This window comes from Aquincola agrisoli (assembly GCF_036621135.1).
In the GTDB taxonomy this organism is placed as follows: Bacteria; Pseudomonadota; Gammaproteobacteria; order Burkholderiales; family Burkholderiaceae_C; genus Aquincola; species Aquincola agrisoli.
Genome location: NZ_JAZIBG010000016.1, coordinates 1 through 23688, shown reverse-complemented (window position 1 = coordinate 23688; position 23688 = coordinate 1). Strand labels below are relative to the sequence as shown.

Genomic DNA, 23688 nt, shown 5'->3' with positions numbered 1-23688 from the left:
CGTGAGGGCCGGGTGCTGGGGAGAGGGCGGCTGCGTGTGAGCGTGCGACCGAGGCGGTCGGCCCGGAGGGCCGACTGCCCTGCGTTGCTCGGTCGCCTGGGGTGGCCGCAGAACTCACTTCGCTCACTGCGTTCGCTGCGTTCAAACAGGCTGCGGCAGATCAGTTGACGAAGCGCGCTGCGCGCGCACCCCAGGCGCCCTGCGCTACTCGGCGCCTCACACGCACGCACACACGCAGCCGCCCTCACCCCAGCACTTGCACGCGTGGTGCTGCGGACACGGGCGTACTCGCTTCGCCTCGTACGCCGGGGGAACACGCGCGGGGGGTTCTCCGCAAACAGAAACGCCGGTGCCAGCGCGGCAGGCGGGGCCCGGTGGGGGCGATTTCTGGGGTGGCGAGAAGCGCAGGGCCGAGGTCGGCGCGCGCAGCGCGCTTCGTCAACTGATCTGCCGCAGCCTGTTTGAACGCAGCGAACGCCAGTGAGCGAAGTGAGTTCTGCGGCACGACCTCGGCCCGAGCATCGCAGCGCAGTCGGCCCGCAGGGCCGACCACCCCAGCATGAGCCCCCGGCGGGCCCCGCCTGCCGCGCCCCGCCCGACCAAACCCAAACCCAAACCCAAACCCAAACCCAAACCCAAGAGCCAATCCGCCCGGTTGGGTACAGTGCCGCAGAACGTTCCGGAGACAGCCCCGCATGAACCCCATCCCCCGCCCCCAAGACGACCCCCGCGGCTTCCTGCGCGCGCTCTATGACGCTGCCGTGCAGCGTGCGCTGCCGCTGCACACCACGCAGGCCTTCCTGCCGCCGCCGCCCAAGGGCCGCACCGTGGTGATCGGCGCCGGCAAGGCGGGCGGGGCGATGGCGCAGGCCGTCGACGCGCTGTGGCCGAAGGACGCGCCGCTCAGCGGCCTCGTCGTCACACGGTACGACCACGTGCCGCCGGCCTACAAGGCCCAGCCCGGGCGCATCGAGGTCGTGGAGGCCGCGCACCCCGTGCCCGACGAAGCCGGCCGGCAGGCCGCCGCGCGCATCCTCCAGCTGGCCCAGGGCCTCACCGCCGACGACCTCGTGCTCTGCCTCATCTCCGGCGGCGGCTCGGCGCTGCTGTCGCTGCCGGCCGAAGGCATCACGCTCGAGGAGAAGCAGGCCGTCAACAAGGCGCTGCTGAAGAGCGGCGCCGCCATCGACGAGATGAACTGCGTGCGCAAGCACCTCTCGGCCATCAAGGGCGGCCGGCTGGCCGCGCTGTGTGCGCCGGCGCGCGTGGTCTCGCTGCTGATCAGCGACGTGCCGGGCGACGAGCCCGCCGTGATCGCCAGCGGCCCCACGGTGCCCGACCCGACCACCTGCGCCGACGCGATGGCGATCCTGAAGCGCTACGGCATCGAGGTGCCCGCGGGCGCGCGCGCCGGGCTCGAAAGCGGCGCGCTGGAGACGCCCAAGCCCGGCGACCCGCGCTTCGACGGCCACCAGGTGCACATGATCGCGACACCCCAGCAGAGCCTCGAGGCCGCGGCCGCGCTGGCCCGCCAGGCCGGCATCGAGGCCTACATCCTCAGCGACGAGATCGAAGGCGAATCGCGGGAGGTCGGCAAGGTGCACGCGGCGCTGGCCCGCGCGGTGGCACGCCGCGGCGCGCCGTTCGCCAAGCCCTGCGTCATCCTGTCCGGCGGCGAGACCACCGTGACCGTCCGGTCCAAGGGCGGCCGCGGCGGGCGGGCGACCGAGTTCCTGCTCGGCTGCGCGATCGCGCTGCAGGCCGAGCCCGGCGTGCACGTGCTGGCGGCCGACACCGACGGCATCGACGGCGTGGAAGACAACGCCGGCGCCGTCGTCACGCCCGACACACTCGCCCGCGCCGCGGCGCAGGGCCTGAAGGCCAGCGACTACCTCGACCGCAACGACGCCTACAACTTCTTCGGCCCGATCGGCGACCTGGTGGTGCCGGGCCCGACCTTCACCAACGTCAACGACTTCCGGGCGCTGCTCGTGGTGTGAGCGATCGCGGCGGGGCGGTTCAGTCGCCCCGCCCGGTGCCGATATGCTTGCTGGCGGCTTGGCAGTTTCGATGGGCTGCACATCGGCCTGCCCCTCGCCGGGCAGGGACTGTCGTGGCACTGAAGCGGGACCTGACGACCCGCCTGCACCATGGTTGACACTACCGCACGCGAGATGCAGGACGACCTGCTGGTCTTCGAGGACGAACCGCGCGCCGCGCCCGCTCCGCAGGCGCCTGCGCCCGCCGCGCACTGGCGGGTGCTGATCGTCGACGACGACGAGACGGTCCACGAAGTCACCCGCCTGGCGCTCGCGGGCGCCGCGATCGAAGGCCGCCCGCTCGAACTGATGCACGCCCACTCGGCCGACCAGGCGCTGGCGATGGCCGCCGCGCAGCCCGACCTGGCCGTCGCGCTGGTCGACGTGGTGATGGAGGAGGCCGACGCCGGCCTGCGCCTCGTGCGCGAGCTGCGCGAGGTGCTGGGCCGGCGCGCGCTGCGGCTCATCCTGCGCACCGGCCAGCCGGGTTACGCGCCCGAGATGGAGACGGTGCGCGACTACGACATCAACGACTACTGGACCAAGACCGAGCTGACCCGCACGCGCCTCTTCGTGTGCCTGACCACCGCGCTGCGCGCCTACCGGCAGTACGCCGAGATCGAGCGCCAGCGCGACGAACTGCGGGAGCTGGCCCACCAGCTGGAGCGGGCGCGGGTGTCCGAGCGTGAATCGGCCGATCGCCGGCTGGCGGCCGAGCAGGCCCTGCGCGAGGCCCACGAGACGCTGGAGACCTGCATCGAGCAGCGCACGCGCGAACTCTCCGACGCCGTCGGCGAGCTGGAGGCCTTCAACCGGCGTGTGGCGCACGACCTGCGCGGCCCGCTGTACGGCATCTCCGGCCTGTCGAGCCTGATCCAGGGCCGGCTTGCGCGGCCCGATGTCGAACAGCGCGACGTCGAGCAGGTGCAGGCCTGGCTGGGCATGGTCGAGACCCAGAGCCGGCGCCTGGCCGAGATGGTCGGCGGCCTGCTGAACCTGTCGCAGATCGCCCGCGGCGCGCTCGACGTGCAGGCCTCGCCGCTGGCCGGGCTGGCCGCCGAGGCCCTGCAGACCGTGGCCATGGTGCACGGCGCACGGGCGCAGGCGGCCGTCGACATCGGGCCGCTGCCGCAGGCGCGGGTCGATCCGGTGTTGATCCGCCAGGTCTTCGTCAACCTGATCGGCAACGCGATGAAGTTCACCCGCGGCATCGCGCAGCCGCGGGTGGAGGTGCGCTGCGAGCGCGAGGGCACGCACTGGAAGATCCGGGTGAGCGACAACGGCGTGGGCTTCCCCGCGGGGCGCGAACAGATGCTGTTCCAGCCCTTCGCGCGCCTGCACGACAACACCTACGAGGGCTCCGGCATCGGCCTGACCGTCGTGCAGCGCATCGTGCAGCAGCATGGCGGCGACGTGGGCGCCGAGGGGGCCGAGGGCCGGGGAGCGACGTTCTTCTTCACGCTGCCGGCATGAGGCGCGTGCTGCGGCACGCCGCAGCGCTGCTGGCCTGCGGCGTCGCGGTGGCGTGCGGCGGCCTGCCGGCGGCCTGGGGCGGCGACGGGCTGCCGCGCTTCGAGCAACTGGGCCCGCGCGAGGGCCTGCCGCCCTTGGCCGTGAGCGCCATCGCGCAGGACGTGCATGGCCAGGTGTGGCTCGGCACCGCCGCGGGCCTGCTGCGCTACGACGGCCGCCGCGTCACGCCGCTACAGGACCTCAGCACCCCGTCCAGCCGGATGGTCTTCGCGCTGCATCCGGACGACGCGCGGCAGCGGCTGTGGGTCGGCAGCGAGGGCGGGCTCGATGTGCTGGACCTGCGCACCGACCTCTTGCAGGCGGTGCCGCCGCCGGCCGCATTGAGGGGCCAGCGGCGGCGGGTGGTGAGCGTGCAACCGGGGCCGCCGGGTGCGCTGTGGGTGCTGTTCGGCCGCGGCGACCTCTACCGGCTCGATGCGGCCAGCCTCGCCTGGACGGCGCAGCCCATCGGCGGCAGCGGCAATCCCGGCGCGCGCTGGCCTGCCTGGACGATGGCCCCCGACGGGCAGGGCGGGGTGTGGGTGCCTGACGGCGGCGTGGCCGTCCATGTGGCGGCGGACGGCCGCGTGCGCCGGCGCCTGCACACGGTCGAGCGGTCGCCGCGGCCCGGCGCGCAGCCCGCGGCCGCCATCCGCGCGCTGGCGCTCGACGGGGAGGGCCGCCTGTGGGTGAGCAACGGCCGCGGCCTGCAGATATGGCGCGGCCCCGACGGCGATGCGCCGGTGCGCGACCCGGTCCCCGTGCTGCCGCGCTGCGGCCAGGCCGGCGTGAGCGACCTGCTGCGCGACCGGCGCGGCGACATGTGGGTGCATGCGCGCGGGCGGGGCCTGTGCCGCTGGCAGCAGGGCAGGCCGGCGGGCAGCCACGTGCCCGTCAGCCCGATGGAGGCGTCGCAGGGCCTGGCCGAGCCGGTCAGCACCCTGTACCAGGGCCGCGACGGCGCGCTGTGGGTCGGCACCTGGAACCGCGGCGTGGCGCATGCCGACCTCGGCGCGATGGTGGCGGTCCGCCATGTGCACTCGGCGGCCGAGGCGGCCGTGCTGTCCGCCTCGGAGAACGTCGCGATGCTCGTGCCCTGGGGCGCGGACGAAGTGCTGGTGGGCAGCTATGCCGGCGACCTGCGGCGGCTCGACCTGCGCAGCGGGCGCTGGACGGCGCTGCCCCGCGGCCTGCGCGGCGTCGGGCTGCGTTCCTCGCTGCGCACCGCATCGGGCGAGGTGTGGCTGGGCAGCGAGACCGACGGGCTCTACCGCCTCGACCTCCGCACGGGTGCGCTGCGGCGGCATGGCATGCCGTCGCGCGGGCCCCGCATGCGGGCAATCAATGCGCTGGCCATGGACCGCTCGGGCGCGCTGTGGGTCGGCACCAATGCCGGCCTGGAGCGGCTCGACGCGCAGGGCGGCTGGCAGGGCTTCGGGCCGGCGAGCGGCATCGACCAGGCGGTCGGCGGCAGCGTCGTCAACGCCGTGCTCGCGCTGCCGGACGGCGAGGTGCTGGTCGGCGGGCGCATGGGCCTGCGGGCGTGGACGCCGGCGGCCGGCCGCTTCTCCTCGGCGGACACGCCGGGGGCCGTGGAGGTGCTCAAGCTGCACCGTGATGACGCCGGCCGCATCTGGGTGGGCGCCATCGAAGGCCTCTTCGAGGCCGAGCGGTCCGGCGGCCGCTGGCGGCTGGTGGCCTGGAACGAGCTGCCCGGCCTCCCGGTGGGGGCCGGCGGCGTGCGCAACGTCACCGCCCTGCAGGCGGACGCGCAGGGGCAGCTGTGGGTGCTGGATGCCCACGGCGCCTTCCGTGTCGACCCCGCGCGGCGGACGGCACGGCGCTTTCCGGACCTGCTGGGCGCCGACGCCGGCACCTGGCGCGAGCAGGCGGCGCGGCTCGCCGATGGGCGCGTGCTGATCGGCGGCACCGGCGTGCACGTCTTCCACCCCGGCGAGGTGCGCCCGCCCGCGGCCGCGCCGGGCGTGGCCCTGTCGGCGCTGTCGCTCTTCAACCGGCCCGCGACGGCCGCCGTGCTGCAGGCGCTCGGCGTCGGCGAGGCGCTGCGGCATGCCCGTCGCATCACGCTGTCGCACGACCAGAACGTCGTCGGCTTCGAGTTCGCGGCGCTGCAGCCGGGGCCGGCGGACCGGGTGCGCTACGCATGGCGCCTGGAAGGCTTCGACGCCGGCTGGAACCAGGCCGGGCCTGGGCCGGCCGCCGCGACGTACACCAACCTCGACCCGGGCGACTACGTGCTGGCCTACCGGGCCTCGCTGGACGGCGGCTCATGGACACCGGAGCCGGGCCGGCTGGAGATCACCGTGCTGCCGCCGTTCTGGCGCACCTGGTGGTGGGCGGCGTCGATGGCGTTGCTGGGCCTGGCGGTGCTGGGCTCGGCCTACCACCTGCGCGTGCGTTCGTTGCAGCAGGCGCGGCTGAGGCTGGAGCAGGAGGTGGCGGCGCGCACGCGCGAGGTGCTCGCGCAGCAGGCCAGCCTGGCCGAGGAGAAGGCCGAGGCCGACCGGCAGCGCGAAGCGGCCGAAGCGGCGCAGCGCCACATCGGCGCGCTGAGCGAACTGGGGCGCGACATCATGGCCTCGCTCGACACCGAGGCCATCCACCGCACGCTGTGCGCCGGGCTGTGCCGGTTGATGCCGGCGCGCCAGGTGCGTGTGTTGCGCAGCGCGGCCGATGCGCCGCCGCCCGCGGCGCTCACGCTGGCGTTCGCGTGGGAGCAGGGCGTGCCGGTGCGGCCCGTGGGGCCGGTGGCCGATCCCGCCTCGCTGGCCCAGCGCTGCCTGCGCAGCGGCGAGGCCGGCGTGGCCAGCCGGCGCGCCGGGGAGCCGCTGCTCGGCCCCGACGCACCCGCCTGGGCCCGGGCGGCCCTGCTGGCGCCGCTAGGCGCGCATGGCCGGACCATCGGCGTGATCGTGGTCTTCGGCGAGGCCACCGAAGCCTTCGGCCCGGTGCAGCTCGACATGCTGCGGGCGCTGGCCGGCCACCTCGCCGGGGCGCTGAGCAATGCCGAGGCCTACGAGCGCCTGCGGTTCGCCCAGGCCCGCCTGGTCGAGCGGGAGAAGATGGCCGCGCTGGGCTCGCTGGTGGCCGGCGTCGCGCACGAGCTGAACACGCCGCTGGGCAACGGCGTGCTGCTGGCCACGACGCTGCAGGACGAAGTCCGGCGCTTCGCCGGCGACATGGCCCGCGGCGGGCTGCGGCGCTCGGCGCTGCAGGCCTTCATCGGCACCATGGAACGCTCGGCCGAGCTGCTGCTGTCGGCGCTGAATGGCGCGGCGACGCTGGTGCGCAGCTTCAAGCAGGTTGCCGTCGACCAGACGGCCGACCTGCGGCGGCCATTCGAACTGCATGCACTGTGCGAGGAACTGGCCGCCACGCTGGCGAGCCGGCTCAAGCCGCAGCAGCACGTGCTGGCGGTCGACGTGCCCGAGGGCATCCGGATGGACGGCTACCCAGGCTCGCTCGGGCAGGTGCTGAGCAACCTCATCCTCAACGCCGCGCAGCACGGCTTCGAGGGCCGCACCGGCGGCCGCATGCACCTGCGGGCCGAGCGGCCGGATCCGCAGCAGGTGCGCCTCGTGTTCACCGACGACGGCGCCGGCATCCCGGCCGAGCACCTGCCGCGCATCTTCGAGCCGTTCTTCACCACGCGGCTGGGCCGCGGCGGCAGCGGCCTGGGCCTGAGCATCAGCTACAACATCGTGACCGCGCTGCTGGGCGGGCGCATCGCCGCGAGCAGCCCGCCCGGGCAGGGCGCGCGGTTCGAGCTGGTGCTGCCGCTGGTGGCGCCTGCGCGCACGGGCGGGGGCGGCCGCGAGCCCGGCGCGGCGTGACCCGCCATCGGCCGCCGGGCGCGCGTGATCAGCCCGCCGCGGCAGGCCGCTGCGGATGGCGCCATGCCAGCCACCCCAGCATCCCCAGCACCACCGCCACCAGCGGCAGCATCAGCGTGTTGATCGTCTCCCAGCCGGCGGTGTTGAGCAGCCGCCCGGAGCCGAACGACGCGAGCGCCACCGTGCCGAAGACCAGGAAGTCGTTGGCCGCCTGCACCTTGGCGCGTTCCGCGGGCCGGTGGCAGTCGGTCACCATCGCGGTGGCACCGATGAAGCCGAAGTTCCAGCCCAGGCCGAGCAGCACCAGCGCGCCCCAGAAGTGCAGCAGCTCCAGGCCTGCCAGCGCCAGCAGGCCGGAGGCGGCGATCAGCGCCAGCCCGAGCGCGGTGGTGCGCAGCTTGCCGATGCGGGCGATCAGGTGGCCGGTGAAGAAACTCGGCGCGAACATCGCCAGCACATGCCACTGGATGCCCAGCGTCGCTTCGCCGACGGTGTGGCCGCAGCCCACCATCGCCAGCGGCGTGGCCGTCATCACGAAGCTCATCAGCCCGAAGGTCACGACGCCCGCCGTCACCGCGACGATGAACTGCGGCGTCGCGGCGATCTCGGCGAGCGGCCGGGCGCGGCCCCCGTCGGCCGCGGGCGCGCCCGCCGGCGCCGGGGGCGGCGCACGCAGCCGCCACAGCAGCGGCAGGGCCAGCAGCGACAGCGCCGCCTGCCCGAAGAAGCTGGCGGCGAACGGCGCCGTCGCGATCGCGTCGCGGGTCCAGATCACCAGCTGCGTGCCGATCACCGCGGCGACCAGCCCGCCGATCATCACCCGCGATATCGCCACAGGGCGCCAGGCCGGCGGCGCGGCGTCGGTGGCGGCGAAGCGGTAGCTCTGCACGCAGGCGCCGTAGAAGCCGGCCAGCGCCGTGCCGATGCAGAAGAGCATGAAATCCGAGTGCACCACCGCCACCGCGGCGAGCAGCGCGGCGAGCGTGCCCAGCGCGGCACCACCCACGTAGGTCGCGCGGCGGCCCAGCCGGCGCATCATCATCGCGGCCGGGATCGTCGACAGCGCGACGCCGAGGTTGTAGAGGCTGACCGGCAGCGTCGCCAGCGACGGGTTGTTCGCCAGCGCCTGCCCGACCAGGCCGCCCAGCGAGATGATGATGGGCGCGGAGGCGCCGCCGAGCGACTGCGCGGCCACCAGCAGCGCGACGTTGCGGCGGGCCTCGCCGTCCACGGGGGCGGCGGTGGGCGGGGCGTTCGGTGCGGTCATGCCGCGATCATCGCAGCCCGCCGCGCGTTCAGGCCGCGGCAGCGCCAGAGGACTGCTGCACGGCGAGGTAGGCATCGCGCGAGGGCAGCAGGTGCTGCGCGCACAGCGCCACCAGCGCCTCGCGGTCGCCCTTGCGCAGGGCCTTGATGATCTTCCAGTGCTCGAGCCGCGCGCGTTCGCGGTAGGCGGCCGAGACCAGCGACTGGAAGCGGATGGCGTGGGTGCGGCGGGCGTACTCGGCGATGGCCTGCTGCAGCACCTCGTGGCCCGCCATCGAGAACAGCGCCTCGTGGAACGCGAGGTTGCTGCGGAAGACGCCGCGTGCATCGCCCGCGGCCACGGCCGCGTCGTGGGCCTGCTGGATCTCGGCCAGCGCCTGCACCCCCGCCTTGCCCGCGGGCAGCGGGATCAGGCGCGCGGCCTCCGTCTCGAGCAGGCTGCGCAGGGCATACAGCTCGGTCACCTCGCGTGCGCTGAACGAGCGCACCAGCGCACCGACGTTCTTGCGCCGCTCCACCAGCCCCATGCGGTCGAGCGCGGCCAGGGCGTCGCGCACCACATGGCGCTTGACGCCGAAGCGCGCCATGAGGCTGTCCTCCACCAGCCGCTCGCGCGGATGCAGCCGGCCGAAGACGATGTCTTCCTCCAGCGCCGCGACGATCTGCGGCAGGGCCGCTTCTTCGGCGGGCGAGGGGGCGGCGGTGCGGGGCATGGGCGCTTCGGTGGTGGTGGGGATCAGGGCTTGCCGGAGGGCACGCGGGCCTGCGTCTGCGGCGCGCGCAGGAAGTCGAAGTCGACACCCTGGTCGGCCTGCGTCACGGTCTGCAGGAACAGCTTGCGGTAGCCGCGCTCGGCGGTCGGCGGCATCACCGGCCGCTCGGCGGCGCGGCGCGCGAGCTCCTGCGGCGCCACCAGCAGCTCCAGCGCGCGCTCCTTCACCGACAGCCGGATGCGGTCGCCGCTGCGCACGTGCGCCAGCGGGCCGCCGACCGCGGCCTCGGGCGTCACGTGCAGCACGATGGTGCCGAAGGCGGTGCCGCTCATGCGGCCGTCGGAGATGCGCACGATGTCCTTCACGCCGGCCTTCGCGAGCTTCAGCGGAATGGGGATGTAGCCCGCCTCGGGCATGCCCGGCGCGCCCTTGGGGCCGATGTTCTTCAGCACCAGGATGTCGTCGGCGGTCACGTCGAGGTCGGGGCTGTCGATGCGTTCGGCCATGTCGGCGGCATTCTCGAAGACCACCGCGCGGCCTTCGTGCTCCATCAGCAGCGGGTTGGCGGCGGACTGCTTGATGATCGCACCGCCCGGCGCCAGGTTGCCCTGCAGCACCGCGATGCCGCCCTGCGGGTAGATCGGGTTGGCTCGCGTGCGCACCACGTCCTGCGGGAAGCCGGGGCCGGCGCGCTCGATCTCCTCGCCCAGCGTGCGGCCGGTGACGGTGAGGGCGTCCAGGTGCAGCAGGGGCTTGAGCTCGCGCAGCAGCGTGGCCATGCCGCCGGCGTGGTGGAAGTCCTCCATGTAGTGGTCGCCGGAGGGCTTGAGGTCGAGCAGCACCGGCGTCTCGCGGCCCATGCGGTCCAGCGCCTTCAGGTCGACCTCGAAGCCCAGCCGCCCGGCGATCGCGGTGAGGTGCACGATGCCGTTGGTCGAGCCGCCGATGGCCAGCAGCACCCGCATCGCGTTCTCGAAGGCCTTGGCCGTGAGCACCTTGTCGATGGTGAGCCGCTCGCGGGCGATCTGCACCGCCTGCGTGCCGGTCTGCTCCGCCACGCGGATGCGGTCGGCGGTGACGGCCGGCGGCGACGCGCCGCCGGGCACCGTCATGCCCAGCGCCTCGGCGATGCAGGCCATCGTGCTGGCTGTGCCCATCACCGAGCAGGTGCCCACGCTGGCGACGAGCTGGTTGTTCACGTCGGCGATCTCCTGCGCATCGATCTCCTCGGCGCGGAAGCGGCCCCAGTAGCGGCGGCAGTCGGTGCAGGCGCCCACGCGCTCCGAGCGGTGCGAGCCGGTCAGCATCGAGCCGGTGATCAGCTGGATCGCCGGGATGCCGGCCGACGCCGCGCCCATCAGCTGCGCCGGCACGGTCTTGTCGCAGCCGCCGATCAGCACCACCGCGTCCATCGGCTGCGCACGGATCATCTCCTCGGTGTCCATCGACATCAGGTTGCGCAGGTACATGCTGGTGGGCTGCGAGAAGCTCTCGTGCACCGAGATCGTCGGGAAGTCCATCGGCAGGCCGCCGGCCAGCATCACACCGCGCTTGACGGCCTCGATCAGCTGCGGCGCGTTGCCGTGGCAGGGGTTGTAGGCGCTGCCGGTGTTGGCGATGCCGACCACCGGGCGATCGAGCGCGCCGTCGGTGTAGCCCGCGCCCTTGATGAAGGCCTTGCGCAGGAAGAGGGAGAAGCCGCGGTCGCCGTAGTTCGTCAGGCCCTTGGCCATGCCCTGCGCGGCGTCCTGCGGGTCGGTCTCGTGTGAGGGTGGCATCGATGTCTCCAATTAAATTATCAATAATCTTGGTGACGATGATGGTAGGCCAGCCTGCCCGTGCAAGGCAAGCGCGATGCGGCGGAAGGGGTTCAGCGCTCGCGCACCACCGACTGGCGGTACTTCGACGGCGGCATGCCGAAGTGCTGCGCGAAGCGCCGCGCGAAGTAGGCCTCGTCGGCGAAGCCCACCGCCTTGGCGATGGCCGACACCCGGTCGCCGGTGTGCGCCAGCAGCTCCCGCGCGCGCTGCATGCGCCGGGCGGTCAGCCATTCGACGAAGGCCTGACCGGTCTGCTTCTTCAGCAGCTGCGAGAGGTAGTTGGGCGACAGGAACGCCGCCTCGGCCACCTCGTTGAGCGAGATCGGGCGTGCGAGGTGCTCGTCGATGAACTTGACGACGCGGCCCAGCGCGTCGGACCGCCCTTCGAGGTACACCCGGTGCTCCGACAGGGCCTGCAGCTGCTCAGCATGGCATTCGGTCGCGAAGCCGATCAGCTCCAGCAGCGTGCCCTGGATGCGCGTGAGCGTGCCCACCGTGCGGCGGGCATGCAGCTGCGCCAGCCGCTCGAGCAGCGTGCGGATGTGCGCGAACTGCGGCTCGTCGAACACGAAGTCGACGTAGCCCTCATAGACGAACGGCAGCAGCTCCGGGTACTGCGCCACCGAGGCCTCCTCCATCTCCAGCGGCGACAGCGCGAAGCCGGCGCGCAGGAAGTCGGTGGCGAAGTTGATGACGTAGTAGCGCGGGTCGGCCGCGTGGTGCGCGCAATGCACGCGGTAGGGCAGCACGAAGACCAGCGAGCGCGGCGGGTACGGGCAGCGCCGGCCGTCGATCACGTGGTGCGAGTCGCCGCTGAGGTTGGCCTCGATCTGGAAGAACTCGTGCCGGTGCAGCGAGACGACCGGCGGGCGCGCGTCCTGGTCGCGGATCTCGAAGTCGAGGCGCTGCGAGCGCTCGACCATGCGGTAGGTCTTGATGTCGGCGTCGCCAGCGGCGGCGGCCTTGGCACGCTGGCGTGGGGCGGGTGCGGTGATGTCCACGGTGAAGAAAGCAGACCGGTGGAGGGATCTCTCGGCGAGCTGGCGAGTATGGCGCGCTGGCCCGCCGCCACGACTGCGTAGGAACCCGCCTCCGGCGCCCGACTTGGACGATTCGAGGATTCTCTTGAACGCATCCAAGGGCGGGGCCGCAAAGCCTTGCGGCAGGCCGGGCGCGCCGCCTTTAATTCGATCCTATCGAAGCCCCGTTTCACCCTATCGAACGACACCATGACGGCAGCACAACCCCTCCAACCCCTGTCGGCCGACCTCGCGGAGGCCGTGGCGGGGCGTGGTGCGCCGCAGATCCAGTCGGTGGTGCGCGCGCTGACGATCCTCGAGCTGCTGGCCGCCGCGGGGCATCCGCTGGCGCTGTCGGAGCTGTGCAGCCGCGCCGGCCTGAAGCCCAGCACCTGCCACCACCTGCTCGGCACGCTGGTGGCCCGCGGCTATGTGCGGCACGACCTGCGCACCCGCGACTACGGCCTCGGCGGGCGCATGGCCGAGCTGTGCGCCCAGCCCTCGGAGCACAGCGCGCTGCTGCCGCTGGCCCAGCCCGCGGTGCGGCTGCTCGGCACGGCCAGCGGCGAGGCCGTGCACCTGGCGACGATGCAGGGCTGCGAGCTGGTCACGCTGCTGAAGTTCGATTCGACGCATGCGGTGCGCGTGGACACCGGCGCGGTCGGCAAGTCGCAGGCGGCCCATGCCACCGCGACCGGCAAGGCGCTGATCGCCTGGTGGCCGCGCCCGCAGCTCGACCTGCTGATCGAGCGCGTGGCCCTGCGGCGCTTCACCGACCGCACCATCACCGACGCGGCGCAGCTGCACACCCACCTCGCCAAGGTGCGGCGCAACGGCTACGCCGAGGACATCGAGGAGTTCCAGCCCGGCGTGCACTGCATCGGCGCGCCGGTGCGTGGCGCCGACGGCGGCGTGGTGGCCGCGGTGAGCTGCTCGATGCCCACGATGCGCGCCAACCGCCGCACCGCCGCGCAGGTGCGCGGCCTGGTGCTCGCCTGCACGCAGGAGATTTCCCATCGGCTCGGCCACCGCCCGTCGGGGCCGACTCCGTCCTTCGCCCAGTGACCCCCGTGATCGCAACCAGGAGACATAGCGCATGAACGCCGTGACCGAAACCGCCCACCTGACCCAGCGCAGCTACGAGATCCCCCGCACGATGAAGGCCTGGGTGCTGGGCGATCCGGACCAGCTCAGCTTCGTCGAGAAGCCGGTGCCGCAGCCCGGCCCCGCGGAAGTGCTGGTGCGCATCGACGCGATCGCCGTCTGCGCGACCGACCTGGAGATCATCCACAAGGGCCCGCCGGCCATGATCGAGGGCGGCCTGCCGTTCAACAAGAACTTCACCCCCGGCCACGAGTACATGGGCACCGTCGTCAAGCTGGGCGAGGGCGTCGACGAGTACCGCATCGGCGACCGCGTGGCGGTCGAGGTGCACGCCGGCTGCGGCCGCTGCGAGCGCTGCCGCGAGGGCATGTACACCTCGTGCCTCAACTACGGCAAGAACTACGGCGACGTGAAGAAGGGCCACCGCGCCAACGGCTTCACCACCGACGGCGGCTTCACCCAGTACGCGGTCAACAGCGTCAACACGCTGGCGCATGTGCCCAACGACATGAGCGACGAGGAGGCCACGCTGATCGTCACCGCCGGCACCGCGATGTACGGCCTCGACGTCACCGCCGGCCTGGTGGCGGGGCAGTCGGTGGTGGTGATGGGCCCGGGCCCGATCGGCCTGATGGGCGTGGGCGTGGCCAAGGCGCTGGGTGCCAGCGAAGTCATCCTCACCGGCACCCGCGACAACCGGCTGGAGATGGGCCGCAAGCTGGGCGCCGACTTCACCGTCAACGTGACCAAGGAAGACGCCGTCGCCAAGGTGCGCGAGTACACCCACGGCGGCGCGCACTACGTGCTCGAATGCTCCGGCGCGCCGAACGCGGTGAACGACGCGGCCAACATGCTGCGCCGCGGCGGCCGCATCTGCCTGGCCGCCTTCCCGGGCCAACCGGTGCCGATCGACGTGGCGGCCCTGGTGCGCAACAACATCTACCTGTACGGCATCCGCGGCGAAGGCCGCAGCGCGACGCACCGCGCCGCCGCGCTGATGGCGCAGAAGCGCTTCGACGCCAAGCTGATCCACACGCACACCTTCCCGCTCGAGGAAGTGCCCACCGCGCTGAAGTACGCGCGCGAGCGCATCGACGACGCGATCAAGGTCGTCGTGAAGATCGGCCACCCCGAAGGCTGCTGACCGGCCCGGCCCGGCCCGGCAGCCGCCGGCCCGCCCGGCATCCCAGAGGCGGCCCGCCGTGCGCGGCGGGCCGGGAACCCGCTCGTCCCGAAGAGTCAACGATGCTCAGCTACGACCAGTACCTCACGCCCGCCACGCTGGGCGACGCGCTCGATGCGCTGCAGGCCATTCCCGGCGCGCGCCTGGTGGCCGGCGCCACCGACCTGCTGCCCTGGGCGCGCGACGGCCGGGCCGGCCACGTGCACCTGCCGGCGCTGGTCGACGTGAGCGGCCTGCCCGACCTGAACGGCGTGCGCCTGGACGGCCCGCGGCTGAGCATCGGCGCCGCCACCCCCATCAGCGCCTTCGAGCGCGATCCCCTTCTGATGCGCCACGCGCCGGTGCTGGCGCGCTGCGCCGTCTGGTTCGCCGACGCGCAGATCCGCGAGCAGGCGACGGTGGGCGGCAACCTCGTCAACGGCTCGCCGGCCGGCGACACGCTGCCGCCGCTGCTGGCGATGAACACGCAGCTCACGCTGGCGCGGCGCGAGGGCGGCCAGGTGCACGAACGCTCGGTGCCGATGTCGGAGTTCGTCACCGGCCCCGGCAGGACGGCCTGCCAGCCGCACGAGATCCTCACCCGCATCGAGTTCGACGCGCTGCCCGACCACGGCGTGGCGTTCGAGAAGGTGGGCCACCGCCGCTCGCTCGTCATCTCCACCGTGTGCCTGGCGGCGCTGGTCCGGCTCGACTGGACGCGCCGCCACATCGACGACGTGCGCATCGCGATCGGCGCGGTCGGGCCGGTGCCCGAGCGCCTGGCCGACGTCGAGGATTTCCTCGCCGGCCAGGCCCCGACGCCGCAGGCGCTGCGCAGCGCCGCGCTGCGCGTCGCCGACCGCGTGCGCTCGCGCAGCCGCCAGGACTACCGGCGCGAGGTGCTGACCAACTTCGTCGAGCGCGGGCTCGCAGCGGCGTTTGCCGATGCGGGCCTCGCGGTCGACCGCCTGCCCAAGGAGCCCAGCCATGTCTGAAGTGCACGGCCCCGCCGACGGCTGCCACGCCACGGCCGAGATCGCCACCACCGTCAACGGCCGCAAGGTGCGCCGCACCGTGCCGATCCACTACCGCCTGATCGACTTCGTGCGGGAGGAGCTGAAGCTCACCGGCAACAAGGAGGGCTGCGGCGCCGGCGAATGCGGCACCTGCTCGATGTTCATCGACGGCAAGCTCGTCAAGAGCTGCCTGACGCCGGTGCAGAAGGTGATCGGCCGCGAGGTCGAGACGGTCGACGACCTGGACCGCGACCACGGCATGACGGTGCTGCAGCGGGCCTTCCACAAGGCCGGCGCCAGCCAGTGCGGCTACTGCATCCCCGGCATGGTGATGGCCGCCACCTCGACGCTGCGCGACAAGCCGCAGGCCACGCTCGACGAGATCAAGGAAGGCCTGGGCGGCAACATCTGCCGCTGCACCGGCTACCAGAAGATCATCGACGCGGTCGTGATGGCGCGCGACGTGATGAACGGCAGCCAGCCGGAAGCGGTGCTCGACGAGACCGCGCCGGACAGCTTCATCGGGCACAGCACCCGGCGGCTCGACGCGCCGGCCAAGGTGACGGGCGCGATCAAGTACGCGGCCGACATGTTCCTGCCCAACATGCTGCACCTGCAGGTGCTGCGCAGCCCGCACCCGCATGCGCGCATCGTCGGCATCGACCTGACGCAGGCCCGTGCGCTGCCCGGCGTGGAGGCGGTGATCACCTGCGACGACGTGCCGGGCGTCGACAACTTCGGCGTCTTCATCGAGGACCAGCCGACGCTGGCGCGCGGCGTGGTGCGCTATGTCGGCGAGGCGGTGGCCGCGGTGGCGGCCGAGACGGTCGACATCGCGCGCGCCGCCGTGGCGCTGATCCGCGTCGAGTACGAACTGCTGCCCGGCGTGTTCGATCCCGAGGAGGCGATGCAGGAGGGCGCGGTGCAGCTGCACGGCTTCGCGGCCGGCAACATCTGCAAGCACACCCGGATCCGCAAGGGCGACGTGGAGGCGGGCTTCGCGGAGGCCGACCTGGTCGTCGAGGAGACCTACCAGACCGCGCCGGTCGAGCATGCTTACCTGGAGCCCGAGGCGGGCGTCGCCTACCTGGAGCCGGACGGCTGCGTCACCGTGCATTCGCCGAGCCAGAACATCACCCACCACCGCCACATGCTGGCCAAGATCCTGGGCCGGCCGATCAACAAGGTGCGCATGGTGATGAGCACCGTGGGCGGTGGCTTCGGCGGCAAGGAGGACATGATCTACCAGGGCATGCTGGCGCTGGCCGCCATCAAGACCCGCCGGCCGGTGCGCTACGTGTTCACGCGGGAGGAGAGCATCCTCGTCAGCGCGAAGCGCCATCCCTTCCGCATCCGCTACACGATGGGGCTGAAGAAGGACGGCCGCATCACCGCCGCCAAGATGGTGATGGTGGCCGACGGCGGGGCCTATGCGCTGTCGACGCCGGGCGTGATGAACAAGTCCGCCATCCTCGGCCCCGGGCCGTACGCGGTGCCCAACGTGTGGGTCGACTCGATCGGCGTCTACACCAACAACACGCCCAGCGGCGCGTTCCGGGCCTTCGGCGCCTTCCAGTCCGAGTTCGCGACCGAGTGCCACCTCGACCTGTGTGCGGAGAAGCTCGGCATGGACCCGGTGGCCCTGCGCATGCGCAACCTGATGCGCGACGGCGCCACCACCCACACCCGGCAGCAGCTCGACCGCGTGCTGGCCACCGAGTGCCTGGAGGCGGCCGTCGCCGCCGCCGGCTGGGATGCGGGCGTGCCGCACCGGCAGGGGCAGGGCCACGCGCCGCGCCGGGACCTGGACGGCGCGGGCGTGCGCAAGCCCTGCACGCTGGGCGAGCAGCTGCCCGGGCAGGCGGCGCGCCGGGCCGCTGCACAGCCGTCCGCTGCCGCGGACGCGCCGGCGACCGTCGTGGCCGCCAAATGAACCGCAACGCCACAGGCACAAGGAGACGAGCGACATGAAGCACAGAGGCAGAGGCGTGGCCTGCGGCTGGTACGGCATCGCGCGCACCGCGGCGATGGACCGCGCCGCCGTGTGGGTGGAACTGGACGACGGCGGCACGGTGAAGATCGCCACCGGCGTGACCGAGATTGGCGAGGGCGTGCTGACCGGGCTGTGCCAGATCGCCGCCGAGGAGATGGGCGTGCGGCCCGAGGACATCGTGCTCGGCGACAACGACACCGCCCGGGTGCCCGAGGCCGCGCACGCCGGGGCCACGCGGATGACCTACATGATCGGCAACGCGGTCGCGCTGGGCTGCCGCGAGGCGATGGGCAAGTTCAGGGACGCGATGGGGGCGTACTGGGGCGTCAGCGCGTCCAGCATCCGCGCCTTCGCGGGCGACTGCTGGGTGGAGGGCTCGCCCACCCAGCGCATGACGATGGCGCACGCGGTGCACGTGCTGAAGAAGGAGCGCGGCATCGTCATCGTGGGCAGCGGGCTGTTCACCTCGGCGCACACCGCGCTGCACCCCGAGACGGGCGAGGCCACGCCGTGGCAGAGCTACGTGTTCGGCGCGCAGATCGCCGAGGTCGAGGTCGACGACGACACCGGCGAGGTGCAGGTGCTGGGCGTGTGGGCGGCGCACGACGTGGGCCGCGTGGTCAACCCGCAGCAGGTCGAGGGGCAGATCGAGGGCGCCGTCGTGATGGCCGTGGGCCATGCGCTGATGGAGGACTACATCCAGGTCAACGGCCAGACCACCACGCCCGGCTTCGCCAAGTACATCCTGCCGACCACGCTCGACGTGCCGCAGGTCACCTCGGTGCTGATCACCGAGCCCGATCCCAAGACGCCGCTGGGCGTCAAGGGCATCGGCGAGCCGGCGCTGACGCCGACCGCCGGCGCGGTGATCAATGCGATCCACGACGCGGTGGGCGTGCGCATGACGCGCCTGCCGGCCACGCCCGAGCGTGTGCTCGAAGCGCTGCGCGCCAAGCGCGCGGCGCAATCCGTTCCCCGGCGCAAGGCCGCATGAGCTGAGCGCCGGATCCCCGGCATCCGGACCGAGCCGCCAGAGCGCAACGACGCCAGGCCGACGGAGCGCCGACCCCACCCCCTCTCGAGGAGACAACTCGTGGACCATGGCTTTCTGACGAAGACAGGCACGGTACGCCGCGCCGCCACCGCAACGGCCGTCGCGGCCCTGGCCGGGGGCCTGGCGCTCGGCGCGTGGGCGCAGGGCGACTACCCGACCAAGCCGGTGGAGCTGAACGTGATGTTCCCCGCCGGCTCGTCGGCCGACGTGGTGGCGCGGCTGCTGGCCGACGGCATGGCCAAGCACCTCGGGCAGCCGGTGGTGGTGAACAACCGGCCCGGTGCGGGCGGGGCCATCGCCTACAAGTACGTGCAGGCGCAGAAGCCCGACGGCTACACGCTGGTGTTCAACTCGAACTCGGTGTCGACCGTGTACTACTCGGGCCTGACGCCGTTCGACTACAAGGCCTTCGACTCGATCGCCCGCGTAACGATCGAGAACCCGGTGATCGCGGTCAAGGCCGATTCCCCGTGGAAGGACCTGAAGGAGCTCGTCGCCCACGCGAAGCAGAAGCCCGGCGAGCTGCGCCTGGGCAATTCGGGCACGGGCAGCCACACGCACATCACCGCGGTGGCCTTCTTCGGCGACCAGAAGGCCGAGCCGCTGCACGTGCCCTTCGCGGCGGCGCAGGTGGTGACCAGCCTGCTCGGCGGCCACATCGACGCGCTGGTGCAGCTGCCCAGCGCGCTGGCGCCCCACGTGCGCGCCGGCACGCTGCGCATCGTCGGCGTGCTGGCCTCGAAGCGCGATCCGGCGTTCCCGGGCGTGCCCACCGCGATCGAGCAGGGCTTCGACTTCCAGGCCGACATGTGGCGCGGCGTCGCGGCGCCGCGCGGCACGCCGCCGGCGGTGCTGGCCCGGCTCGAGAAGGCGATCCAGAAGACCGTCGACAGCCCTGAATTCAAGGCGCAGGGCGAGAAGAACGGCTACATCGCCGCGTTCCAGCCGGCCAGCGAGTTCAACCACACGATCGCGACCGAGGACGCGCTGCTCGCCAAGCTGATGACCCGCGTGGGCATGAAGCAGCCGTGAGCCGGCGGCAGGGCGCAGGACACAACCCAACCGAGGACTCTCCAGCGATGAACCAATCCGTCGACCTGCCCTTCGTGGTGTTCCCGGGCACGCAGGGCCAGCGCACACGCGCGGCGGCGATCGCCGAGGCCGGCGGCCTGCAGGCCGCCATCGACCGGGGCCTGCTGCCCCGGCGGCTTGACGTCACGCTGTCGGAGGCGCTGGTGCTCGGGCTGCTGAAGCAGGGCGTCACCAAGTACCTCGCGATCTTCGGCCACGGCTCGACCGACCTGGGCGAGGTGCTGCGCATCTACACCGAGGCCGGCGTCACGCAGGTCTTCAACTTCCGCAACGAGGTGGAGATGGCGCACGCCGGCACCGCGCTGGCCTGGGCCTGGGGCGAGCCCTGCGCGGTGGTGACCTCGATCGGCCCCGGTGCGCTGCAGGCGATGGCGGGCTCGCTGGCCGCAGCCTGCAACGGCGTGGGCGTGTACCACATCTACGGCGACGAGACGACGCACGGGGAGGGCTACAACATGCAGCAGATCCCCAAGCCGCAGCAGCACCTGTACGGGCAGATGACGGCGCTGATGGGCCAGTCCTACGTGCTGCACACGCCCGAGGCGCTGCGCGATGCGCTGCGCCGCGGCACGCAGTGCGTGCACCACCCGTCCAAGGCGGGGCCCTTCTACCTGCTGCTGCCGCTGAACACGCAGCCCCAGGTGGTGCAGGACCTGAACCTCGCGGCGCTGCCCGAGCGGCTGCAGGTGTCCCGCGCGGCCGTGGCCGACGAAAGCGTGCTGGCCGAGGCGGCCGCGCTGCTGCGGCGCCATGCGCGCATCGTCATCAAGGCCGGCGGCGGCGCCCGGGGCTTCGCCGGCGCGGTGCGCGCACTGGCCGAGCGCACCGGCGCGGCCGTGGTGCTGTCGCCGGGCTCCACCGGCGTGCTGCCCGATGCGCATCCGCAGAACATGCACGTCGGCGGCAGCAAGGGCTCGATCAGCGGCAACTACGCGATGGCCGAGGCCACGCTGCTGGTGGCCATCGGCACCCGCGCCGTTTGCCAGGCGGACTGCTCCGGCGCCGGCTATCCGAAGGTGCAGGCGGTGATCAACCTCAATGCCGACCTCTCCGACGTGGCGCACTACAACCGCACGCTGGCGCTGCAGGGCGACATCGGCGCGGTGCTCGGCCAGCTGCTGCAGGCCCTGCCCGATGCGCCGCAGGAGGGGCCCGTGGCCGCGGAGCGTGAGCGCTGGCTGGCCGAGTGCGCCGCGCGCAAGCAGGCGTGGCGGCAGTTCCTGCATGGCCGGCAATCGCTGGCGCCGATGCACGACGAGGTGTGGCAGCGCCCCGTGCTCACCCAGCCGGCGGCGATCAAGGCGGTGTGCGACTTCGCGCGGTCGGTGGGGGCCGTGAAGTTCTTCGATGCGGGCGACGTGCAAGCCAACGGCTTCCAGACCGTGGAGGACGACGCGCCCGGCGAGACCTTCACCGAGTCAGGGGCGTCGTACATGGGCTTCGCGACCTGTGCCGTCATCGCATCGGGCCTGGCGCAGTCGCCGCGCTACGCCATCGCTTTCACCGGCGACGGCTCGTTCATGATGAACCCGCAGGCGCTGGTCAGTGCCGTCGAGCACGGCGCGCGCGGCATGGTGGTCATCTTCGACAACCGGCGCATGGCGGCCATCTCCGACCTGCAGCGCGCGCAGTACGGCACCGACTTCCGCACCCACGACGGCGTGGCCGTCGACTACGTGCAGCTCGCGGCCAGCATCGGCGGCGTCAAGGCCTGCTGGGGCGGCGGGACGCGCGAGACCCTGCAGGCCGCGCTGGCCGAGGCCCATGCCCACCCCGGGCTCTCCGTGGTGCATGTGCCGGTGTTCGCCGGCACGGAGCCGGAGGGCGGCCTCGGGGCCTACGGCGTGTGGAACGTCGGCAACTGGTGCGCCGACGTGCAGCGCCGCTACCGCGACGCCGAGATCTGAAGGAGCCCATCGATGAAGCGAGACGACTTCGGCCTCTACCGCCCCTACGGCCTGCACATCGCCGGCCAGTGGCGGCCCGCGCAGGACGGCGCGGTGCGCGAGGTGATCGACCCGGCGAGCGAGGAGGTGATCGGCTGGATCCCCGCCGCCGGCGCCGCCGACCTCGACGCCGCGCTGGCCGCGGCGCAGGCGGCCTTCCAGGCCTGGCGCCGCACCTCGCCGTGGGAGCGCGCCGCGCTGCTGCGCCGCACGGCGCAGCTGGTGCGCGAGCGCACGCCGGCCATCGCCGAGCTGATGTCGGCCGAGACCGGCAAGCCGCTGCTGCAGGCGCGCGGCGAGCTGTCCGACGCGGCGGACCAGTTCGACTGGTACGCCGGGGAGACGCAGCGCATCTACGGCCACACGATGGAGGCGCGCGTGCCCGACGTGCGCATGCAGGTGCGCATGGAGCCCGTGGGCGTGGTGGCCGCCTTCTCGGCCTGGAACTTCCCGGCGCTGCTGCCGGCGCGCAAGATCGCCGCGGCGCTCGGCGCGGGCTGCGCGGTGGTCGTCAAGCCGGCCAGCGAGGCCGCGGGCTGCTGCATGGCCCTGGTGCAGGCGCTGCAGGATGCCGGCGCTCCGGCCGGGCTGGTCAACCTCGTCACCGGCGACTCGTCGTTCATCTCCGAGCACCTGGTGCGCTCGCCGATCGTCGCGAAGATCAGCCTGACCGGCTCCACCGGCGTCGGCCGCCGGCTGCTCGCGCTGGCGGCCGAAGGCGTCAAGCGCGTCTCGATGGAATTGGGCGGCCACGCGCCGGTGCTGGTGTTCGAGGACGCCGACGTCGAGCACGCCGCCGAGCAGTGCGCACGCTTCAAGTACCGCAACTGCGGGCAGGTGTGCGCATCGCCCTCGCGCTTCTACGTGCACCGCAGCCTGTATGCACGCTTTTGCGAGCGCTTCGCGGCGGTGGCCGGCAGCCTGCGGGTGGGGCCGGGCCTGGCCGAGGGCACCGAGGTCGGGCCGATGGCCAACCGCCGCGGCCTGGCCAATGCGCACCGCCTGATCGACGACGCGCTGGCGCAGGGTGCGCGGCTCATCGCCGGCGGCCGCCGCCCCGAGGGGCTGCCCGGCGACAAGGGCTACTACCTCGCGCCGACAGTGCTGGCCGACGTGCCGCCGTCGGCGCGGATCATGCGGGAGGAGCCCTTCGGCCCGGTGGCGCCCCTCGCGCCGTTCGACGGCTTCGACGAGGCCATCGCGCTGGCCAACAGCACGCCCTACGGGCTCGCCTCCTACCTGTTCTCGCGCTCGTTGAAGACGGCCACGATGGCCAGCGAAGCGATCGAGGCCGGCATGGTCGGCGTCAACGACCTGGCGATCGCCAGCGCCGAGATGCCGTTCGGCGGCGTCAAGGAAAGCGGCATGGGCCGCGAGGGCGGGGCGCTGGGCATCCGGGACTACCTCGAAGCCAAGTACATCCGCACACGACTGCTCTGAGCCTGCCCATGAACATCGGAATCCCCCGCGAAACCCATGCCGCCGAGGCGCGCGTCGCGATGACGCCGGAGACGGTGAAGAAGCTGGCCGCGCAAGGCCACAAGGTGCAGGTGCAGGCCGGTGCGGGCCTGCCCGCCAGCATGACCGACGACGCCTACGCGGCCGCCGGCGCGCAGATCGTCTCGCGCAGCGGCGCCTTCGGCTGCGACGTGGTGCTGAAGGTGCGCTCGCCGCAGGCTGACGAGCTGGGCCTGATGCGCCCGGGCGCGGCGCTGGTCGGCATGCTCGATCCGCACGACCGCGCGGGCCTGGCCGGGCTTGCCGCCGCCGGCCTCACCAGCTTCGCGCTGGAGGCCGCGCCGCGCACCACGCGCGCCCAGAGCATGGACGTGCTCTCCAGCCAGGCCAACATCGCCGGCTACAAGGCGGTGATGATCGCGGCCGACCGCTACCCGCGCTTCTTCCCGATGCTGATGACCGCGGCCGGCACCATCAAGGCCGCGCGCGTGGTCGTGCTCGGCGTCGGGGTGGCAGGGCTGCAGGCCATCGCCACGGCCAAGAGGCTGGGCGCGGTGATCGAGGCGAGCGACGTGCGGCCCTCGGTCAAGGAGCAGGTCGAGTCGCTGGGCGCCAAGTTCATCGACGTGCCGTACGAGAC

General features: G+C 72.9%; 16 protein-coding genes. 12 read left to right on the top strand and 4 right to left on the bottom strand.

Annotation, left to right across the window (positions count from 1 at the left end):
• Positions 1-695 precede the first annotated feature (695 nt).
• The 3 genes from V4F39_RS04690 (at position 696) to V4F39_RS04680 (ending at position 7405) form a co-directional block, all read left to right on the top strand.
• The gene (locus tag V4F39_RS04690; RefSeq protein ID WP_332288146.1) at positions 696-2000 is read left to right on the top strand and encodes a glycerate kinase type-2 family protein; all 1305 of its coding nucleotides are present in this window, start codon (positions 696-698) and stop codon (positions 1998-2000) included.
• Positions 2001-2150: 150 nt separating this feature from the next.
• A complete protein-coding gene (locus V4F39_RS04685) occupies positions 2151-3512 on the top strand; it encodes a sensor histidine kinase (protein ID WP_332288145.1) in 1362 nt (453 codons plus the stop codon).
• Entirely contained in the window at positions 3509-7405 is a 3897-nt protein-coding gene (locus V4F39_RS04680; RefSeq protein WP_332288144.1) for a two-component regulator propeller domain-containing protein, read from the top strand. Before V4F39_RS04685 ends, V4F39_RS04680 begins: the two co-directional genes overlap by 4 nt.
• A gap of 28 nt (positions 7406-7433) precedes the next feature.
• Here the strand turns inward: V4F39_RS04680 and V4F39_RS04675 are convergent, their stop codons facing one another.
• The 4 genes from V4F39_RS04675 to V4F39_RS04660 form a co-directional block, all read right to left on the bottom strand.
• Positions 7434-8672, bottom strand: a complete 1239-nt coding sequence (locus V4F39_RS04675) for an MFS transporter (RefSeq protein ID WP_332288143.1) — start codon at positions 8670-8672, stop codon at positions 7434-7436.
• A 28-nt stretch (positions 8673-8700) separates the two neighbouring features.
• Entirely contained in the window at positions 8701-9384 is a 684-nt protein-coding gene (locus tag V4F39_RS04670; RefSeq protein ID WP_332288142.1) for a GntR family transcriptional regulator, read from the bottom strand.
• A gap of 23 nt (positions 9385-9407) precedes the next feature.
• Positions 9408-11162: an IlvD/Edd family dehydratase gene (locus tag V4F39_RS04665; protein ID WP_332288141.1), complete on the bottom strand. Its 1755-nt coding sequence runs from the start codon at positions 11160-11162 to the stop codon at positions 9408-9410.
• Positions 11163-11254: 92 nt separating this feature from the next.
• Positions 11255-12205, bottom strand: coding sequence for a helix-turn-helix transcriptional regulator (locus V4F39_RS04660; RefSeq protein WP_332288140.1), 951 nt, complete (start codon positions 12203-12205; stop codon positions 11255-11257).
• 228 nt (positions 12206-12433) lie between these two features.
• On the opposite strand from V4F39_RS04660, the gene V4F39_RS04655 reads away from it, so the two are divergent.
• The 9 genes from V4F39_RS04655 to V4F39_RS04615 all read left to right on the top strand — a co-directional run.
• The gene (locus V4F39_RS04655) at positions 12434-13288 is read left to right on the top strand and encodes an IclR family transcriptional regulator (protein WP_332288139.1); all 855 of its coding nucleotides are present in this window, start codon (positions 12434-12436) and stop codon (positions 13286-13288) included.
• Positions 13289-13319: 31 nt separating this feature from the next.
• Entirely contained in the window at positions 13320-14471 is a 1152-nt protein-coding gene (locus V4F39_RS04650; protein WP_332288138.1) for a zinc-dependent alcohol dehydrogenase, read from the top strand.
• A 101-nt stretch (positions 14472-14572) separates the two neighbouring features.
• The gene (locus tag V4F39_RS04645; RefSeq protein WP_332288137.1) at positions 14573-15484 is read left to right on the top strand and encodes an FAD binding domain-containing protein; all 912 of its coding nucleotides are present in this window, start codon (positions 14573-14575) and stop codon (positions 15482-15484) included.
• Entirely contained in the window at positions 15477-17438 is a 1962-nt protein-coding gene (locus tag V4F39_RS04640; RefSeq protein ID WP_332288136.1) for a molybdopterin-dependent oxidoreductase, read from the top strand. The genes V4F39_RS04645 and V4F39_RS04640 overlap by 8 nt, the downstream gene beginning before the upstream one ends.
• On the top strand, positions 17383-18492 hold the full coding sequence (locus tag V4F39_RS04635; protein ID WP_332288147.1) for a xanthine dehydrogenase family protein molybdopterin-binding subunit: 1110 nt from the start codon (positions 17383-17385) through the stop codon (positions 18490-18492). The genes V4F39_RS04640 and V4F39_RS04635 overlap by 56 nt, the downstream gene beginning before the upstream one ends.
• Before the next feature lie 99 nt (positions 18493-18591).
• On the top strand, positions 18592-19584 hold the full coding sequence (locus V4F39_RS04630) for a tripartite tricarboxylate transporter substrate binding protein (RefSeq protein WP_332288135.1): 993 nt from the start codon (positions 18592-18594) through the stop codon (positions 19582-19584).
• A gap of 47 nt (positions 19585-19631) precedes the next feature.
• Positions 19632-21551, top strand: coding sequence for a thiamine pyrophosphate-dependent enzyme (locus V4F39_RS04625; protein ID WP_332288134.1), 1920 nt, complete (start codon positions 19632-19634; stop codon positions 21549-21551).
• A gap of 12 nt (positions 21552-21563) precedes the next feature.
• Positions 21564-23030 (top strand): NAD-dependent succinate-semialdehyde dehydrogenase, encoded by a 1467-nt coding sequence (locus tag V4F39_RS04620; protein ID WP_332288133.1) that lies wholly within the window; start codon positions 21564-21566, stop codon positions 23028-23030.
• Between the two features lie 8 nt (positions 23031-23038).
• Positions 23039-23688 (top strand): Rossmann-fold NAD(P)-binding domain-containing protein (locus V4F39_RS04615; RefSeq protein ID WP_465251528.1); only part of this gene is annotated, 650 nt, incomplete at its 3' end.